The 15,178-nt window shown below is 68.1% G+C and carries 16 protein-coding genes; 1 reads left to right on the top strand and 15 read right to left on the bottom strand.

All coding sequences use genetic code 11. The annotated features are described in order from the left end of the window. Positions 1-8: 8 nt before the first annotated feature. The 15 genes from rpsH to WG902_RS06155 all read right to left on the bottom strand — a co-directional run bounded on the left by rpsH (position 9) and on the right by WG902_RS06155 (position 13,956). Positions 9-404 carry a 30S ribosomal protein S8 gene (gene rpsH / locus WG902_RS06225; RefSeq protein ID WP_340059085.1) on the bottom strand — a complete coding sequence of 132 codons (396 nt, stop codon included), beginning with the start codon at positions 402-404 and terminating at the stop codon, positions 9-11. A 20-nt stretch (positions 405-424) separates the two neighbouring features. After that, entirely contained in the window at positions 425-730 is a 306-nt protein-coding gene (gene rpsN / locus WG902_RS06220; protein ID WP_340059084.1) for a 30S ribosomal protein S14, read from the bottom strand. Between the two features lie 9 nt (positions 731-739). Next, positions 740-1,279, bottom strand: a complete 540-nt coding sequence (rplE, locus tag WG902_RS06215; protein WP_340059083.1) for a 50S ribosomal protein L5 — start codon at positions 1,277-1,279, stop codon at positions 740-742. A gap of 1 nt (position 1,280) precedes the next feature. Continuing rightward, on the bottom strand, positions 1,281-1,598 hold the full coding sequence (gene rplX, locus WG902_RS06210; protein ID WP_340059082.1) for a 50S ribosomal protein L24: 318 nt from the start codon (positions 1,596-1,598) through the stop codon (positions 1,281-1,283). Positions 1,599-1,609: 11 nt separating this feature from the next. Further along, a complete protein-coding gene (gene rplN, locus WG902_RS06205; RefSeq protein ID WP_340059081.1) occupies positions 1,610-1,978 on the bottom strand; it encodes a 50S ribosomal protein L14 in 369 nt (122 codons plus the stop codon). Between the two features lie 266 nt (positions 1,979-2,244). Next, the gene (locus WG902_RS06200; RefSeq protein WP_340059080.1) at positions 2,245-3,846 is read right to left on the bottom strand and encodes a glycerol-3-phosphate dehydrogenase/oxidase; all 1,602 of its coding nucleotides are present in this window, start codon (positions 3,844-3,846) and stop codon (positions 2,245-2,247) included. Beyond that, positions 3,843-5,357: a glycerol kinase GlpK gene (gene glpK / locus WG902_RS06195; RefSeq protein ID WP_340059079.1), complete on the bottom strand. Its 1,515-nt coding sequence runs from the start codon at positions 5,355-5,357 to the stop codon at positions 3,843-3,845. Before glpK ends, WG902_RS06200 begins: the two co-directional genes overlap by 4 nt. A gap of 52 nt (positions 5,358-5,409) precedes the next feature. Then, positions 5,410-6,405 carry a Bug family tripartite tricarboxylate transporter substrate binding protein gene (locus tag WG902_RS06190; protein WP_340059078.1) on the bottom strand — a complete coding sequence of 332 codons (996 nt, stop codon included), beginning with the start codon at positions 6,403-6,405 and terminating at the stop codon, positions 5,410-5,412. Beyond that, positions 6,402-7,127 carry a phosphoglycolate phosphatase gene (gene gph, locus WG902_RS06185; RefSeq protein ID WP_340059077.1) on the bottom strand — a complete coding sequence of 242 codons (726 nt, stop codon included), beginning with the start codon at positions 7,125-7,127 and terminating at the stop codon, positions 6,402-6,404. The genes WG902_RS06190 and gph overlap by 4 nt, the downstream gene beginning before the upstream one ends. Before the next feature lie 5 nt (positions 7,128-7,132). Further along, positions 7,133-7,984, bottom strand: a complete 852-nt coding sequence (locus WG902_RS06180; protein WP_340059076.1) for a formylglycine-generating enzyme family protein — start codon at positions 7,982-7,984, stop codon at positions 7,133-7,135. A 125-nt stretch (positions 7,985-8,109) separates the two neighbouring features. Next, positions 8,110-9,726 carry an arylsulfatase gene (locus WG902_RS06175; protein ID WP_340059075.1) on the bottom strand — a complete coding sequence of 539 codons (1,617 nt, stop codon included), beginning with the start codon at positions 9,724-9,726 and terminating at the stop codon, positions 8,110-8,112. Positions 9,727-9,748: 22 nt separating this feature from the next. After that, the gene (locus WG902_RS06170; RefSeq protein ID WP_340059074.1) at positions 9,749-10,807 is read right to left on the bottom strand and encodes an ABC transporter ATP-binding protein; all 1,059 of its coding nucleotides are present in this window, start codon (positions 10,805-10,807) and stop codon (positions 9,749-9,751) included. Continuing rightward, positions 10,804-11,643, bottom strand: a complete 840-nt coding sequence (locus WG902_RS06165) for a carbohydrate ABC transporter permease (protein ID WP_340059073.1) — start codon at positions 11,641-11,643, stop codon at positions 10,804-10,806. The genes WG902_RS06170 and WG902_RS06165 overlap by 4 nt, the downstream gene beginning before the upstream one ends. Next, the gene (locus WG902_RS06160; protein ID WP_340059072.1) at positions 11,640-12,545 is read right to left on the bottom strand and encodes a carbohydrate ABC transporter permease; all 906 of its coding nucleotides are present in this window, start codon (positions 12,543-12,545) and stop codon (positions 11,640-11,642) included. The genes WG902_RS06165 and WG902_RS06160 overlap by 4 nt, the downstream gene beginning before the upstream one ends. Before the next feature lie 7 nt (positions 12,546-12,552). After that, complete coding sequence (locus WG902_RS06155) at positions 12,553-13,956, bottom strand: extracellular solute-binding protein (RefSeq protein WP_340059071.1); 1,404 nt, start codon at positions 13,954-13,956, stop codon at positions 12,553-12,555. 185 nt (positions 13,957-14,141) lie between these two features. Between WG902_RS06155 and WG902_RS06150 the strand changes: the two genes are divergently transcribed. Then, positions 14,142-15,158, top strand: a complete 1,017-nt coding sequence (locus WG902_RS06150; protein WP_340059070.1) for a LacI family DNA-binding transcriptional regulator — start codon at positions 14,142-14,144, stop codon at positions 15,156-15,158. The last annotated feature ends 20 nt before the right edge of the window (positions 15,159-15,178 follow it).

Genomic DNA, 15,178 nt, shown 5'->3' with positions numbered 1-15,178 from the left:
TCCTTCCCTTAGGCGACGTAGCACAGCACTTCGCCACCGACACCGGTAGCGCGCGCCTTGCGGTCCGTCATCACGCCCTTGGGCGTGGTCACGATCGCCACGCCCAGGCCGTTCATGACCTGGGGGATGGCGGCGCTAGCCTTGTAGACGCGCAGGCCGGGACGGCTCACGCGCTCGATACGCTCGATCACCGGACGGCCGGCGTAGTACTTGAGGTCGATCACGAGTTCGGACTTGCCGTTCTCGGTCTTGACCTGGAAGCCGTCGATGTAACCCTCGTCCTTCAGCACCTGGGCGATCGCGACCTTCACCTTGGAGGACGGGATGCTCACGTTGGCCTTGGAGACCATCTGCGCGTTACGGATACGCGTCAGCAGGTCGGAGATGGGATCACTCATGCTCATATCTAGATCTCCTGCCTGGCTTACCAGCTGGCCTTGGTGATGCCGGGAATGTTGCCTTCGAAGGCAAGTTCGCGGATCTTGTGGCGGGCCAGTCCGAACTGGCGGAACGTGCCGCGCGGGCGGCCGGTCAGCTCGCAACGGGCGCGCTGGCGGGTGGGGTTGGCGTTGCGCGGGAGCTTTTGCAGGGCCAGTCGGGCCTGCATGCGCTCTTCGTCGCTCTTCTTCGCGTCGTTGGACAGGGTCTTCAGTTCCGCGTACTTCTTCGCGAACTGGGCGACCAGCTTCTCGCGCTTGAGTTCGCGCTGGATCAAGGCAGTTTTAGCCACGTCGTACCTTCAGTTCTTGAACGGGAATTTGAAGCCGGCGAGCAGCGCCTTGGCTTCCTCGTCGGTCTTCGCCGTGGTGGTGATCGAGATGTTCAGGCCGCGCAGCGCGTCGACCTTGTCGTACTCGATTTCCGGGAAGATGATCTGTTCCTTGACGCCGATGTTGTAGTTGCCGCGGCCGTCGAAGGCCCGGCCGCTGACACCACGGAAGTCACGCACGCGCGGCAGGGCCACGGTGACGAAACGATCCAGGAATTCGTACATGCGCGCCCCGCGCAGCGTGACCATCGTGCCGATGGCCTGGCCTTCGCGGATCTTGAAGCCGGCGATGGCCTTCTTGGCCTTGGTCACCACGGGCTTCTGGCCGGAGATCTTGGTGAGGTCGCCCACGGCGTTTTCCATCACCTTCTTGTCCGCCACCGCTTCGCTCACGCCCATGTTCAGCGTGATCTTGGTGATGCGCGGCACCTGCATCGGCGACTTGTAGCCGAACTTGGCGGTCAGCTCGGGAGCGACCTTCTCGCGATAGTGTTCTTGCAGACGGGTCATGTCAGGCCACCTTGATTTCTTCGCCGGACGACTTGAAGACGCGCTTGCGCGAGTCGCCGTCGACCTTGATGCCCACCCGGTCAGCCTTGCCGGTGGCGGAATTGAAGATCGCCACGTTGGACTGGTGGATCGGCATGGACTTTTCCACGATGCCGCCGGTGGCGCCCTTCATGGGGTTGGGCTTGGTGTGCTTCTTCACCATGTTGATGCCTTCGATGACGAGATGCTCGTCATCCTTGCGCAGCACCACGCGGCCGCGCTTGCCCTTGTCCTTGCCGGCCAGGACGATGACTTCGTCACCCTTGCGGATCTTGTTCATTGGCGGGTTCCTTACAGGACTTCCGGGGCCAGCGACACGATCTTCATGAACTTCTCGGTGCGCAGTTCGCGCGTGACCGGTCCGAAGATGCGGGTGCCGATGGGCTCCAGCTTGTTGTTGAGCAGCACGGCGGCATTGCCGTCGAACTTGATGAGGGAGCCGTCGCTGCGGCGGATCCCCTTGGCGGTGCGGACGACCACAGCGCTGTAGATCTCGCCCTTCTTGACGCGACCCCGCGGAGCGGCTTCCTTGATGCTGACCTTGATGACGTCGCCGACGCTGGCGTAGCGGCGCTTGGAGCCGCCGAGCACCTTGATGCACAGGACGGACTTCGCGCCGGTGTTGTCGGCGACTTCGAGCCGAGATTCTGTCTGGATCATTTCAGTTGTTCCCAACTTGTCCCGAACGCACCCTGAAGGACAATCCATCAGGACATCGGGGCAGTCTTGGTCCCGTCGTCACCGCAGGCACGCGCCTGAAGCTCCGAATGGGTAGAGAGATCGCCTCCAAAAAGGCGAGCCCGCGATTATGGCAGATATGCGGCGTTTGTCAAACGGGTCCTACATTCCGGCGTCGGGGTTCGCGCTCGCGCGGCTCACCGCCGACCTACGCCGACCTACGCCGACCTACGCCGACCTACGCCGACCTACGCCGGCATCCGCAGGTAGCTGGCCGCCAGATCGCGGAACGCCGCGGCCTGCGGATCGACCCCCGTTTCGGCCTGGAGCAGCGCCCCGACCTCGGCGGCAAGCTGGGCCGCCAGCGCCGCGTCCGTGAACAGCAGCCGCAGCCGCCGGCCCAGCACGTCCTCGACCGTGCGGGCATATTCATGGCGTGCGGCGAAGCGGACCATCGCCGCGGTCAAGCCGCCGCCGAGGTGCCGGTCGCTGCCACGCAGGGAGGCCACTTCCGCCGCTTCTGTTCCGTACAAATGCAGGCCCGGCGGCGCACTGATCGACGTGGCGAGGGCTCCGGTGGACGGCGCCCCCACCAGGGGCAAGTTGGCGGTCACTCCGGCTGGACGCCTTGCCACCAGCCGGGCTTCGAAGCATTTCTCCAGCACATCCTCGGCCATCGCGCGGTACGTCGTCCACTTGCCGCCGGTCACCGTGACCAGCCCGCTGCGGCTGACCAGGACGGTGTGCTCGCGGCTGATCGCCTTGGTCGGCTCACCGTCGTCGCCGCCCGGCTTGACCAGCGGCCGCAGGCCGACCCACAGGCTGCGGATGTCCTCGCGCCGCGGCGCGCGCACCAGGTAGCGGGCCGACTCGCCCAGGATGAAATCCAGTTCCTCGCGGAACGGCCGCGGTTCGCGCGGCGAGTCGCCGCGCGGCGTGTCGGTGGTCCCCAGGATGAGCTTGCCCATCCAGGGCACCCCGAACAGCACGCGCCCGTCCGCCGTCTTGGGCACCATCAGGGCGTGGGAACCGGGGAGGAATTCGCGGTCGACCACCGCGTGGACGCCCTGGCTGGGAGCGACGATCGGCCGCACGGTGCGTTTCAGCGCCTCGGCATCCTGCCGCCGCAGTTCGTCCACCCACACACCCGTGGCGTTCACGACGCAGGTCGCTCGAACGGCATATTCACGTCCGGTCTCGGTGTCACGGCATGCCAGCCCGCTGAGCTTACCGTCCCTGTAAGTGAGCGTCGTCACCGGACAGTAATTGACCAGCAGCGCGCCATGCGCCGCGGCCGTGCGGGCCAGCGCCAGCGCCAGGCGCGCATCGTCGAACTGCCCGTCCCAGTACTTCACCCCGCCCTTCAATCCCTGCGGCAAGGCAGTGGGCAGGCAAGCCAGCGTCTGCCGGCGGCTGAGGAACTCGGTGCGGCCCAGCCCGGCGGAGCCCGCCAGCGCGTCGTACATCTTCAGGCCGACGCCGTAGAACGGCGTCTCCCACACTTTGTACGAGGGCATCACGAAGGCCAGCGGCTGCGCCAGGTGCGGCGCATTCTTCAGCAGCGTGGTGCGCTCCTGCAAGGCCTCGCGCACCAGGGCGACGTTGCCCTGCGCCAGGTAGCGCACGCCACCGTGAACCAGCTTGGTCGCGCGCGAGGACGTCCCCTTGGCGAAGTCGTGCGATTCGAGCAGCAGCACGCGCAGGCCGCGCGCCGCCGCGTCCACCGCAACGCCCAGGCCGGTGGCCCCTCCGCCCACCACGACCAGGTCCCAGGTTCCGTCCTGCGCCAGCCGCGCCAACAGGTCTTCACGCCGCGTCGGCGCGGCGCCTTGGTTCGAAGTAGTGGTCAAGGCCGGGCCCAGCCCTTGGCGCGCTCTACCGCCTCGCGCCAACGTCCGAGCTTGGCGGTGCGCTCGCTCTCGCCCATGTGCGGCTCGAAGCGGCGGTCCACCTGCCACTGCGCGGAGATCTCCTGGGCGTCCTGCCAGAAGCCCGTGGCCAGGCCCGCCAGGTAGGCGGCGCCCAGCGCGGTCGTCTCGGTCACGCGCGGGCGCACCACCGGCACCCCCAGGAAATCGGCCTGCATCTGCATCAACAGATTGTTGCGCGAAGCCCCGCCGTCCACGCGCAGTTCGCGCAGCGGGATGCGGGCGTCGCGTGACATGGCGCCGAAGACGTCGGCCGACTGCAAGGCCACGGCTTCCAGTGCGGCGCGTGCGATGTGGGCCCGCGTGGTCCCGCGCGTCATGCCCACCATGGTGCCGCGCGCATAGCCGTCCCAGTCCGGCGTCCCAAGGCCCGCGAACGCCGGCACGAGGTAGACGTCGCCCGTGTCGTCCACCTGCGCGGCCAGCGACTCCACCTCGGCGGCCGACTTGATCACCTGCAGGCCGTCACGCAGCCACTGCACCGTGGCGCCGGCCATGAAGACGCTGCCTTCCAGGCAGTAGGCGGTGCCATGCGGGCCCGCTGCGCCCTGCCAACCCACCGTCGTCAACAGCCGGTTGCGGCTGGCCACCGGCTGCGCGCCCGTGTTCATCAGCATGAAGCAGCCGGTTCCGTACGTGTTCTTCGCCATGCCCGGTGCAAAGCAGGCCTGGCCGAAGGTGGCGGCCTGCTGGTCGCCGGCGATGCCGGCGATCGGCAGGGCGGCGCCAAACACCGAGGATTCACTCTCCGCGACCACGCCGCTGGAAGGCACGACGTCCGGCAGCACGGCGCGCGGGACGCGCAGCAGCGCCAGCATTTCGTCGTCCCAGTCCTGCGTGTGCAGGTTGAACAGCATGGTGCGCGACGCATTGCTGGCGTCCGTCACGTGCACGCGCCCCGCGGTCAGGTTCCAGACCAGCCAGCTGTCGATGGTGCCGAAAGCCAGCTCGCCCGCCTGCGCACGGCCCCGCGCCCCGGGCACGTTGTCCAGCAACCATTCGAGCTTGGTGCCCGAGAAATAGGCGTCGACCACGAGCCCGGTCCTCTGCTGGATGCGCGCCGCGTGGCCCTGCGCGCGCAGCTGGTCGCACCGCGCGGCGGTGCGCCGGTCCTGCCACACGATGGCGTTGGCGACCGGCTGGCCGGTCGCGCGGTCCCACAGCAGGGTCGTTTCGCGCTGATTGGTGATGCCAATGCCGGCGATGTCGCGGGCACGGGCAGCGCCGCTGACTTTCTCCAGGGCGTCCAGCGCTTCCAGCGCCACCGCGTGCTGCGTCGCCCAGATCTCGCGGGCGTCGTGTTCCACCCAACCGGGCTGGGGAAAGATCTGCTGGAACTCGCGCTGGGCGACGGCCACCACCTGGCCCTTGCGGTCGAAAACGATGGCCCGCGAGCTGGTCGTCCCCTGGTCGAGGGCGAGGATGTATTTCATGGGGCGGCAGCGTACCGCATGCGGACGGCGCCGCCCAACCCGGGCTGACGGCTCATGTCGCCTCCAGCTTGATGCCGCCCGTGCGCATGACCGCGCCCCATTTGTCGATCTCCGCGGTGACGATGCGCCGCATGGCCGCGGCGCCGGCGGGCCGGGGTTCGAGCGCGCGCTCCTCCAGCATCCTGGTGACCGCGGGACTGGCGACGGCGACGGTGATCACCTGGCTCAGGCGCTCCAGCACCGGGGCGGGCGTGGCGGCGGGTGCGAACACGCCGACCCATTGGCCGGCTTCGTAGCCGGCGACGCCCGCCTCCGCGACCGTGGGCACGTCGGGCAGCGCGGCCAGGCGCTGCGAGCCCGTCACCGCCAGCGGCCGCAGCGCGCCGCCCTTGGCCTGCCCGATGGAAGACGGCGCGGTAGCGAACATCACGCTGAGGCGGCCGGCCATGAGGTCTGCCGCGGGCCGCGTGCGGCTGTAGGGGACGTGAAGCATCCGGATGCCGGCGGCTTGACAGAACAGCTCGGAGAACAGGTGCGCCGGGCTGCCGACGCCCTGCGTGCCATAGGTCAGGTCGCCGGGCTTCGCCTTGGCGGCCGCCACCAGGTCGGCCAGCGTCTGGTACGGGGACGCCGGCTGGACCAGCACGATCGAGCGCGTATCGGCCACCAGCGCGACCGGGGCGAGGTCGCGCTGCAAGTCGTACGGCGTCTTGCGTGCGCCCGCCACGTCGATCGCGAGCGAACTGGTCCCGATCAGCAGGGTGTGGCCATCGGGCGTCGCCTTGGCCACCTGGTCGGCGCCGATGGTGCCGGCGGCGCCCGGCATGTTCTCCACGACGCCGGCTTGCCCGAGCGCCGCCTGCAACGCCTCGGCGACGACCCGGCCGACAATGTCGACCGAACCTCCGGCCGACCAGGGGACGATGATGCGCAAGGGCCGGCTCGGGAAGTTTTGGGCACCGACCCAGCTCGCGCTGCCGGCAGCCAGTGAAGCCGTTGCGGCGCGCAGCAAGGTGCGGCGGGTGAGGAATGCGGGGCGGTCACTCATGCGCGATTCTCCTGTGGCGGGAAACTGGCGTGGCCGGCCCGAGGGCCGAAGAGTTCGTTGAGATCGTCCAGGGCCGCATCGCAATCGACCTGGTCGACCGGCACTCCATGGTTGTAGCCGTAGCGCATCAGGGCCACGGGACAGCCCGCGGCACGCGCCGCGATCGAATCGTTGGTCGAATCCCCGACCATCAGCGTGCGCGACGGGACGACCCCGAGACGATCGCAGGTGACCAGCAACGGCATCGGGTCCGGCTTCATGCGCGGGTGGCTGTCGCCGGCGCTGACGACAGGGAAGCGGCCGTCCAGCCCCATCGCCTGCAGCAGCGGCCGGGCAAAAGCCATCGGCTTGTTGGTCACGCAGGCCAGCTGCACGCCACCGGCATGCAAGCGCTCCAACGCCTCGTGCACCCCGGCGTACACCTCGCTGTGGCGCCCGTTCACGGCGACGTAGTGGCGCCAGTAGATCGGCTTGGCACGCGGGAACATTTCCGCGGCGTGCTGTTCCCCGACCACGCGCGCCAGCACGGTGTGAACGAGATGGTCCACTCCCTTGCCGAGCAGGGGAGCGACTTCGCTTGCATCGATGGCGGGAAGTTCCAGGTCGTCCATCAGCGCGCCCAGCGCCACGGCGAAGTCGCCCAGCGAATGCACCAGCGTGCCATCCAGGTCGAACAGCGCGGCGTCGATGGCAACGGTTCGATCGCGAAGCACGAGATCCATGGCCATCAGTCGTTGAAGGCTGCCGCGGCGACGCGAAAGCCGACATTGCTGGCGCTGCTGCCAGGCGTGTTGGCGCCGCGCGCCGCCACGCGATAGCGGTTGCAGTAGGACGCGTGGCACAGGAAGGAGCCGCCGCGCATCGACTTGCGTCCGGTGGCGCGCTGCTGCAGAGGATCCCTCCCCGCCGTTTCCGCGTGGTACGTGGGACTGAACCAGTCCGCGCACCACTCCCAGGCGTTGCCGGCCATGTTGAACAGGCCCCATCCGTTCGGCCACAGGCTTTTCGCGGGCATCGTGCCGGGTTGCCAGCCGGCGGCCGGCTGCGCGGGGAAGTTACCTTGCCAGATGTTGCAGCGGCGCTCGCCTTCGGGCTCGAGCTCATCCCCCCAGGGATAGCGCTGGCCCGCAAGGCCGCCGCGCGCCGCGTACTCCCATTCCGCTTCCGTCGGCAGGCGCGCGCCGGCCCAGGCGCAGTACGCTGCGGCGTCGTTCCACGACACGTGCACCACTGGATGGTCGAGCCGATCGTGGATGTCCGAGCCTGCGCCCCATGGCCGCTGCCAGCAGGCGCCTTCCACCGGCAACCACCAGGGCAGCTCGCGCGACACCTGCCGGATGGCCCGGCGCCGTTCCTCGTCCACTTGCAGATAGAACACGAAGGAAGAACCGGCCTGCTCCGCTTCGGTGATGTAGCGGGTGGCACGCACGAAGTCGCGGAACTGCGCGTTGGTGACCGCGGTCGGTGCGATGGCGAAGGCGGTCAGTTCTACTTCGCGTGCCGGGCCTTCGCCGTCCTCGGCGAAGCCTTCGGCGGAGTCCGTGCCCATGGTGAACGTGCCGCCCGGAATTTGCACCATCGCAGGCTGGTGGTGAGCAACGCGAACCCCCGCTTGCGGCGGTGAGCTGGGGTTCCTGGCGTCCCCCCAGACTACGGGCGCCGCTGCGGGAACCGCAGCCCCACCGGCCGGAACGCAGCAAGACTTCACTCGTCTTCCCAGAACGCCTTCGTCACGCCCTGGCTGCGCATGAGCGCCACCACCTTGTCGCGCGGCAGCACGCCGCAGCGTTTCGCCCAGGCCTCGTATTGCTTCTTCATGTCGGCGACGCGATCGGGATACGTCGACGCCAGGTCACGCGTCTCGGTGCGGTCCGCTTCCATGTCGTACAGCTCCCAGGACTTCGGATACTCGCGCACCAGCTTCCATTTGCCGATGCGCACGGCCGCGTTGCCTTCGTGCTCCCAGAACATCGGCGGGCGGTCCCCGGCGTCGGCCGCGAACGACTGCTTGAGCGAATGGCCTTCCAGCGGCAGGATGCCGCGGCCGTCCAGGTTGGCCGGATAGGCCGCGCCGGTCACGTCGCAGATCGTCGCCATGATGTCCGGCAGGTAGCCCGGGGTGTGGCGGATCTCGCCGCGCTGCCGGATGCCCTGCGGCCAGTGGAAGATGAGCGGGGTGGAGATCCCGCCTTCGTGGATCCAGTGCTTGTACAGGCGGAACGGCGTGTTCGACAGGTTCGCCCACGCCTGGCCGTAGCTCTGGTAGGTGTCTTCCGGGCCCGGGGCGATGTCGGGGTTGTTGCCGAAGCGGACCACCGCGCCGTCGCGCGTGTGCGAGCGCGCGATCATCAGCTTGTTCACCAGTTCGTCGATGGTGACGTTCTCCGGGATGTCCTCGGCACAGGCGCCGTTGTCGGCCAGGAAGATCACGAGCGTGTTCTCCAGTTCCCCTGTCTCCTCGAGTGCGCGCAGGATGCGGCCAATGCCCTGGTCCATGCGGTCGATCTGCGCCGCGTACACCTCCATGCAGTTCGCGAGCCACGCCTTGTGCTCGGTGTCGGTCCATGCCGGCTGGCTCGGATCGCGACCGGTCAGCTTCCACTGCGCGTCCAGGATGCCGGATGAAACCAGCCGCTCCAGCCGCTGCTCGCGCAGCTGGTCCCAGCCGGCGTCGAAACGGCCCTTGTACCTGGCGATGTCTTCCGGGTGGGCGTGCAACGGCCAGTGCGGCGCGGTGTAGGCGACGTACTCGAAGAAGGGCTTGTCCGCGTGGTCTGCCTTGTGCCGGCGGACGAACTTCACCGCTTCGTCGCTGATCGCGTCGGTGTAGAAGAACCCAGGCTTGCGCGCCTCGTGTTCGGCGTTCTCGTTGCGCCGCGTCAGCGTGTTGGGGTCGTAGAAGCTCCCCGCGCCGATGATGGTGCCGAAGAAGTCGTCGAAGCCGCGCTGCATCGGCCACGAATCGGTGGGCTGCTTCAGGTTGCTCGACACGTGCCACTTGCCACTGAGGTAGCTGCGGTAGCCGGCGGGCTTGAGCACTTCGGCGATGGTGGCGCAGCGCTGGTTCAGGTTGCCCGCATAGCCCTCCGGGCCCGAGTCGTAGGTCAGGATGCCGATGCCCGTCTGGTGCGGGTGCAGTCCGGTCAGCAGCGACGCACGCGACGGGCTGCAGCGCGCGGTGTTGTAGAACTGCGAGAAGCGCAGCCCGTTGGCGGCCAGGCGATCGAGGTTCGGGGTCTCGACTTCGCCGCCGTAGCAGCCGATGTCCGAGTAGCCCATGTCGTCGTTGAGGATCAGCAGGATGTTGGGTCGCTTTTGCATGGCGGGGTCCTTCGTCAGGGTTTCAGTTCAGGCGCACGCCGCTGGCGCGGTCGAACAAGTGGGCGGCGCCGGCGTCGAAGCTCAGGTGCGTGTGCTCGCCTTCGCGCAGCCGGGTCTGGCCGTCGGCCTTCAGGCGCAGGCGCTGGCCGGCGCCGGCCAGGTCGACGATGGCGTGGTCGCCCAGCTCCTCGATGTATTCGACGCGCGCTGGCGTGCCGGTGCCGCCGGACCGCAGCTCGCCGGGCCGCACCCCGAGCATGACCTCGCGCGGCTGCAGAGTGGTCGCGCCGACCGGGTGGGCCACGCCGTCGATCACCGCCACGTCGCTGCGCCAGATGGCCGGCACCAGGTTCATCGGCGGCGTCCCGATGAAGCCGGCCACCGACACCTGCGCGGGCCGGTTATAGATGGCGCGCGGCGTGGCGACTTGCACGATGCGGCCGTCCATGAACACGGCCACGCGATCGGCCAGCGTCATGGCCTCTTCCTGGTCGTGGGTCACATACACCGTCGTCACGCCGAGTGCGCGCTGCAACTGTTTCAACTCCAGGCGTGTCTCCAGCCGGAGCTTGGCATCCAGGTTGGACAGCGGCTCGTCCAGCAGGAACAGGCGCGGTTGCCGCACGATGGCGCGCGCCAGGGCGACACGCTGCTGCTGGCCGCCGGAAAGCTGGCCGGGCCGCCGCTGCAACAGGTGGGCGATGCTCACGCGTGCCGCCGCATCCTGCACCGCCTGGGCGATCGCGTCGCGCGCCGTGCCCACCATCTTCAGGGGAAAGCCGATGTTCTCCGCCACCGTCATGTGCGGGTACAGCGCATAGCTCTGGAACACCATCGCAACGTCGCGCGCACCCGGCTCCGTGTGGGTCACGTCCACGCCATCCATCAGCACCAGGCCGGCGCTGACGGACTCGAGCCCCGCCATGATGCGCAGCGTCGTCGTCTTGCCGGAGCCGGACGGGCCCAGCAGCACGAAGAATTCGCCGGCGCGGATCTCGAGATCGACGCCATGCAGCACGGTCGTCTCGCCATGCTTTTTCACGACGCCCTGCAGGCGAACGTTTCCTGTTTTCTCTGTCATCGCCGGCCCCCTCCCTTGACCGCTCCCACCGTCAGGCCCTTGACGATGTGGCGCTGCGCCAGCAGGCCGACCAGGATGACCGGGGCCATCGCCACCATCGCCCCCGCCGCCAGCCGCGCCCATTGCGTCTGTTCCACCGAGATGAAATTGAACATGGCGACCGTGACCGGCCGCACCTTGTTGCCGCCGAGGACGACGGCGAACATGAACTCGTTCCAGGCATTGAGGAACACGAACACCGTGGTGACCGCGATGCCGCCGCGCACCTGCGGCAGGATCACGTACCAGAGCGCCCGCAGCCGCCCGGCGCGATCGAGCAGCGCGGCCTCCTCCATCTCGTACGGCACGTCCTCGAAGTACGACACCAGCAGCCAGATTGCGAACGGCAGCGAGAAGGTGAGGTAGATCACCACCAGGCCGCCGTAGGTGTCCAGAGCGCCGATGCGCTGCAGCACCAGGTAGTACGGGATGATCAGGCCCACCGGCGGCAGCATCTGCGTGGCGAGCACATAGAAACCACTGGCTTTCCTGGCCGGGTAGCGCAGGCGCGCCAGCGCGTACGCGGCGGGAATGGCGAACAACATGGTGAGCAGCGTCGCGCTGAAGCTCACCACCACGCTCGACCACAGGTTCGGCAGGATCGTGGAGCTGCCGAACAGCACCTCGCGGTAGTTGGCCAGCGTCGGCGCAAACACCAGCGTCGGCGGATAGGCCAGCACGTCGCGCTCGGTCTTGAACGAGGTGAGCAGCGCCCAGAGCACCGGGAACGCCCACATCGACACGATCAGGCCGGCGACGGCGAACAGGGCAACGTTGCGCGGTAATGACCGATTCATGCCACTGCCTTGCGCCGCCGGAACAGCAGCCAGGAAACGAACAGGGTGATGACCAGCAGCACCATCGCCAGCGCCGAGCCATAGCCGATGTTCAGTTCGGTGAACGAAGTGCGGTACGCATACAGGTTCAGGATCTCGGTCGAGGTGCCGGGCCCACCCCCAGTGGCCGCGAAGATCGCGGCGAATGCCGACAACGCCGTCATGGTGCGCAGGATGACCACCATCACCACCGCGGGACGGATCAACGGCAGCGTGATGTAGCGAAAGCGTTGCCATGCGCTCGCCCGGTCCAGTCGCGCTGCTTCGTAGACATCGGGCGGCAGTGTCGCCAGCGTGGCGAGCAGCACCAGGAAGGCGAAGGGCGTCCATTGCCAGGTATGGATGGCGATCACCGAGATCAGCGCCAGCTGCGGATCGCCCAGCCAGTTGTGGCTGCCCAGCCCGAGCGCGCGCGTCACGACGTCGACCAGGCCGAAATCCGGCGCCAGCACCAGCGTGCGCCAGAACAGGCCGACCACCACCGGCGCCAGCACGATGGGCAGGATCGCGGCGACGCGCAGCAGCCCCTGCCCGCGCGGGATCTGCAACACCAGCAGCGCCAGCGACAGCCCGATGATCACTTGCAGGATGACGGTGGAAGCCGTGTACACGGCGGTGAGCCACAGCGAGTTCCAGAAGCGTGGATCGCCTCCCATCTTCGTGTAGTTCTCCAGCCCCGCGAAGCCGGACAGCCAGGGCATGCTGAGGTCCAGCTTCTGCAGGCTGTTCCAGCCCAGGAACACGAGCGGCGCGGTGGTGGTGAGGAGCAGCAGCAGGAACGCCGGCGCGAACAGGGCCAGCGCAAACCGCCGCTCCTGCCGCTCCAGCGTGCCCGCCACGCCGGCGGGCGTGGCCAGGGTCATCGCGTGGTCAGCCCTTCATGATCTGGGCGATGCGCGCCTGCGCTTCGTCCAGGGCTTCCTTCGGCTTCTTCTGCCCGACCAGCGCCGACTGGATCGCGGTGGCCATGGTCTCGCCGACCGCGGGCCACTGCGGCACGCGCGGGCGCCATTCGACGTCGGTGTCCTGCTCCAGGGATTCCAGTGCCGCGGGAATGAAGTTGTCGCCGGCGTCCTTCATGGCCGCCGCGAATTCCGGCGACTTCCACAGCGACACGCGGTTCAGGCCCGAACGCTTGGCCGGGCCGTCGAACTTCCAGGAGGTGCGGGCCTGCGTTTCCGCGGATGCGGCCCAGCTGATGAACAGCCACGTCGCCTTCTTCTGCCTTTCGGTCAGCGCCGCGTTGATGGGGAAGCCCCAGTTCCAGATCGACGTGACGCGCTTGCCGTTGGGGCCCTTGGGCCAGCGGGCATAGGCGACCTTGCCCACCACCTTCGACTTCTCCGGATTGGTGATCACCGCGGCGGAGGAGTGCGCGTCCAGGTACGTGGCGACCGTACCTTGCGAGAAGGCGTCGGCGATGTCCGGCCAGTTCCAGTTGCGCACGGCAGGCGGCGCGTATTGCGTGAGCGTCGAGACGTACCACTCCAGCGCCTTCACCGCTTCCGGGCTGTTGACCGTGAGCGTCTTGTTCTGGAACCAGTCGCCGCCGAAGCCGCGGAACAGCGACGGGTAGATGTACATGTTCTGGCCCGCGCCGGAAAAGCCGCGCATCGCCAGGCCGTAGGTGCGATTGGCCGGATCGTTCAGCGCCTTCGCGTTGGACACCAGCTGGTCATAGGTGTCGGCGGGCTTCAAACCCTTGGCGGCATACAGGTCCTTGCGATAGACCTGCACCGTCACTTCACCGTCGTACGGGATGCCGTAAGGCTTGCCGTCCACGGAGTCCGCATCACGCCAGGCCTTCAGGATGTCCGCGTAGTTGAACCAGGCCGGGTCGGTGAGCGACGCGTCGTTGAGGTACTTGTCCAGCGGCTCGACCCACTTGTTGGAGACGTACAGAGGGTAGTACATCGGGTCCGCGGCATGCGTGGCATACGTGGCCGTCTTCGACGACAGGTCCAGCATCGCCTTCTGGCGGATCTGCCCCGGCGGCACCTTTTCGGCGCGCACCTTGATGCCGGTCAGCGCCTCGAACTGCGGCAGCAGCGAAATCAGGTTCTCGAAATAGCTGGCCGGGATGACCGCCACGGAGATGGACTCGCCCTCCACCTGCTTCCAGTTGATCTTCGCGCGGGTGTACGGCGCGAGGTCGGGGGCGCCCTGCGCGAGCGCCTGGCCGACCCAGCCCGTTCCGACCGTGCCGACCGCACCGAGGGCGGCGGCCTGGCCGAGGAAGCGGCGGCGCGGGTTGGTGGGGGAGTGTTTCTTCATTGCAGCGGTCTCCTTGGAGGTAGGGAACGGATGGCGCTCGCCATGCAATCGATTACATGGGCAAGTCTAGCGTCCGGGATGGGTCCTGTCATTGTGTCCGGACTCGGGGATTTCCCCATGGATCGAGTTTTCATTTGCATATGGGATGCGGTAGATTCGTGCAATCGATTTCATGGCGGGGCGCGATGGAGCAGAAAGGGCGTTCGGGAGCGAAGGACGTGGCGTTGCTGGCGCGCGTGTCGACGGCCACCGTGTCGCGCGTGCTGAACAACTCTCAGCAGGTGGATCCCGCCACGCGCGAACGTGTGCTCGCGGCCGCCGCGAAGCTGCGCTACGTGCCCCACGGCGCCGCCCGCACCTTGCGCAGCCATCGCAGCAAGATGGTCGGCGCCATCGTGCCCTCGTTCGACTACGCGCTGTACGCCCGCACGACAAGCGCCCTGCAGCAGCGGCTGGACGAACGCGGCTACGCGCTGGTGCTCGCGGAGCACCACTACGACCTGGGCACCGAAACGCGCATCGCCGGCCAGCTGGTCGAGCGCGGCGTGGATGCCTTCGTGCTGGTGGGGCTGGACCATGAACAAGGCCTGTTCTCGCTGCTGGAGGACTACGGCCGGCCCTACGTGCTGACCTGGGGCGTGGATCAGCTGCACCGGCACCCGAGCATCGGCTTCGACAATCGCGCGGCCACGTTCGAGGCGGCGCGGCACCTCCTGGCCCTGGGCCATCGCCGCATCGGCTTGCTGAGCGCGCCGGTTCTCGGCAACGACCGCGCACGGGCCCGCGGCGACGGCCTTCGCGCGGCGCTGGCAGCACAGGGCCTGGCGCTGGATGAGGGGTGCATCGCCTACGCGCCGATCTCGCTGGCGGCGGCCGAGGCGGCGATGGCGCGCCTGCTGGCACTGCCGCAGCGACCCACCGCGGTGGTCGCGACGAACGATGTCTTCGCGGTCGGCGCGATGATGGCGTGCCGCAAGGCGGGCGTCCGCATTCCGGAGCAGATGTCCATCACGGGCGTGGACAACACGGATCTCGGAGCGACGCAGACACCCGGCTTGACCAGCGTCGCGACGCCGGTCACCGAGATCGGCCGGGCGGCGGCGGACCAGCTGATCGCGCGCCTGGAGGGACGGGCGTGCGATGCGTTCCAGGCCTATCCGGTGCAACTGGTGCAGCGGGGCAGCACGGCACCGCCCGGCTGAGGCCGCCGCCGTTGCGGGGC

Source organism: Ramlibacter sp. PS3R-8, from assembly GCF_037572435.1.
GTDB lineage: Bacteria > Pseudomonadota > Gammaproteobacteria > Burkholderiales > Burkholderiaceae_C > Ramlibacter.
The sequence above is the reverse complement of the archived record's forward strand: the minus strand, read 5'-3'. Positions and strand labels throughout refer to the sequence as shown.

What these genes read in the sequence shown, in the direction of transcription:
- rplX (WP_340059082.1), bottom strand. Translation starts at nt 1,598, where the DNA reads ATGAACAAGATCCGCAAGGGTGACGAAGTCATCGTCCTGGCCGGCAAG.
- WG902_RS06160 (WP_340059072.1), bottom strand. Translation starts at nt 12,545, where the DNA reads ATGACCCTGGCCACGCCCGCCGGCGTGGCGGGCACGCTGGAGCGGCAG.
- WG902_RS06175 (WP_340059075.1), bottom strand. Translation starts at nt 9,726, where the DNA reads ATGCAAAAGCGACCCAACATCCTGCTGATCCTCAACGACGACATGGGC.
- glpK (WP_340059079.1), bottom strand. Translation starts at nt 5,357, where the DNA reads ATGAAATACATCCTCGCCCTCGACCAGGGGACGACCAGCTCGCGGGCC.
- rplE (WP_340059083.1), bottom strand. Translation starts at nt 1,279, where the DNA reads ATGACCCGTCTGCAAGAACACTATCGCGAGAAGGTCGCTCCCGAGCTG.
- gph (WP_340059077.1), bottom strand. Translation starts at nt 7,127, where the DNA reads ATGGATCTCGTGCTTCGCGATCGAACCGTTGCCATCGACGCCGCGCTG.
- WG902_RS06150 (WP_340059070.1), top strand. Translation starts at nt 14,142, where the DNA reads ATGGAGCAGAAAGGGCGTTCGGGAGCGAAGGACGTGGCGTTGCTGGCG.
- WG902_RS06190 (WP_340059078.1), bottom strand. Translation starts at nt 6,405, where the DNA reads ATGAGTGACCGCCCCGCATTCCTCACCCGCCGCACCTTGCTGCGCGCC.
- rplN (WP_340059081.1), bottom strand. Translation starts at nt 1,978, where the DNA reads ATGATCCAGACAGAATCTCGGCTCGAAGTCGCCGACAACACCGGCGCG.
- WG902_RS06180 (WP_340059076.1), bottom strand. Translation starts at nt 7,984, where the DNA reads ATGGTGCAAATTCCGGGCGGCACGTTCACCATGGGCACGGACTCCGCC.
- WG902_RS06170 (WP_340059074.1), bottom strand. Translation starts at nt 10,807, where the DNA reads ATGACAGAGAAAACAGGAAACGTTCGCCTGCAGGGCGTCGTGAAAAAG.
- WG902_RS06155 (WP_340059071.1), bottom strand. Translation starts at nt 13,956, where the DNA reads ATGAAGAAACACTCCCCCACCAACCCGCGCCGCCGCTTCCTCGGCCAG.
- rpsH (WP_340059085.1), bottom strand. Translation starts at nt 404, where the DNA reads ATGAGCATGAGTGATCCCATCTCCGACCTGCTGACGCGTATCCGTAAC.
- WG902_RS06165 (WP_340059073.1), bottom strand. Translation starts at nt 11,643, where the DNA reads ATGAATCGGTCATTACCGCGCAACGTTGCCCTGTTCGCCGTCGCCGGC.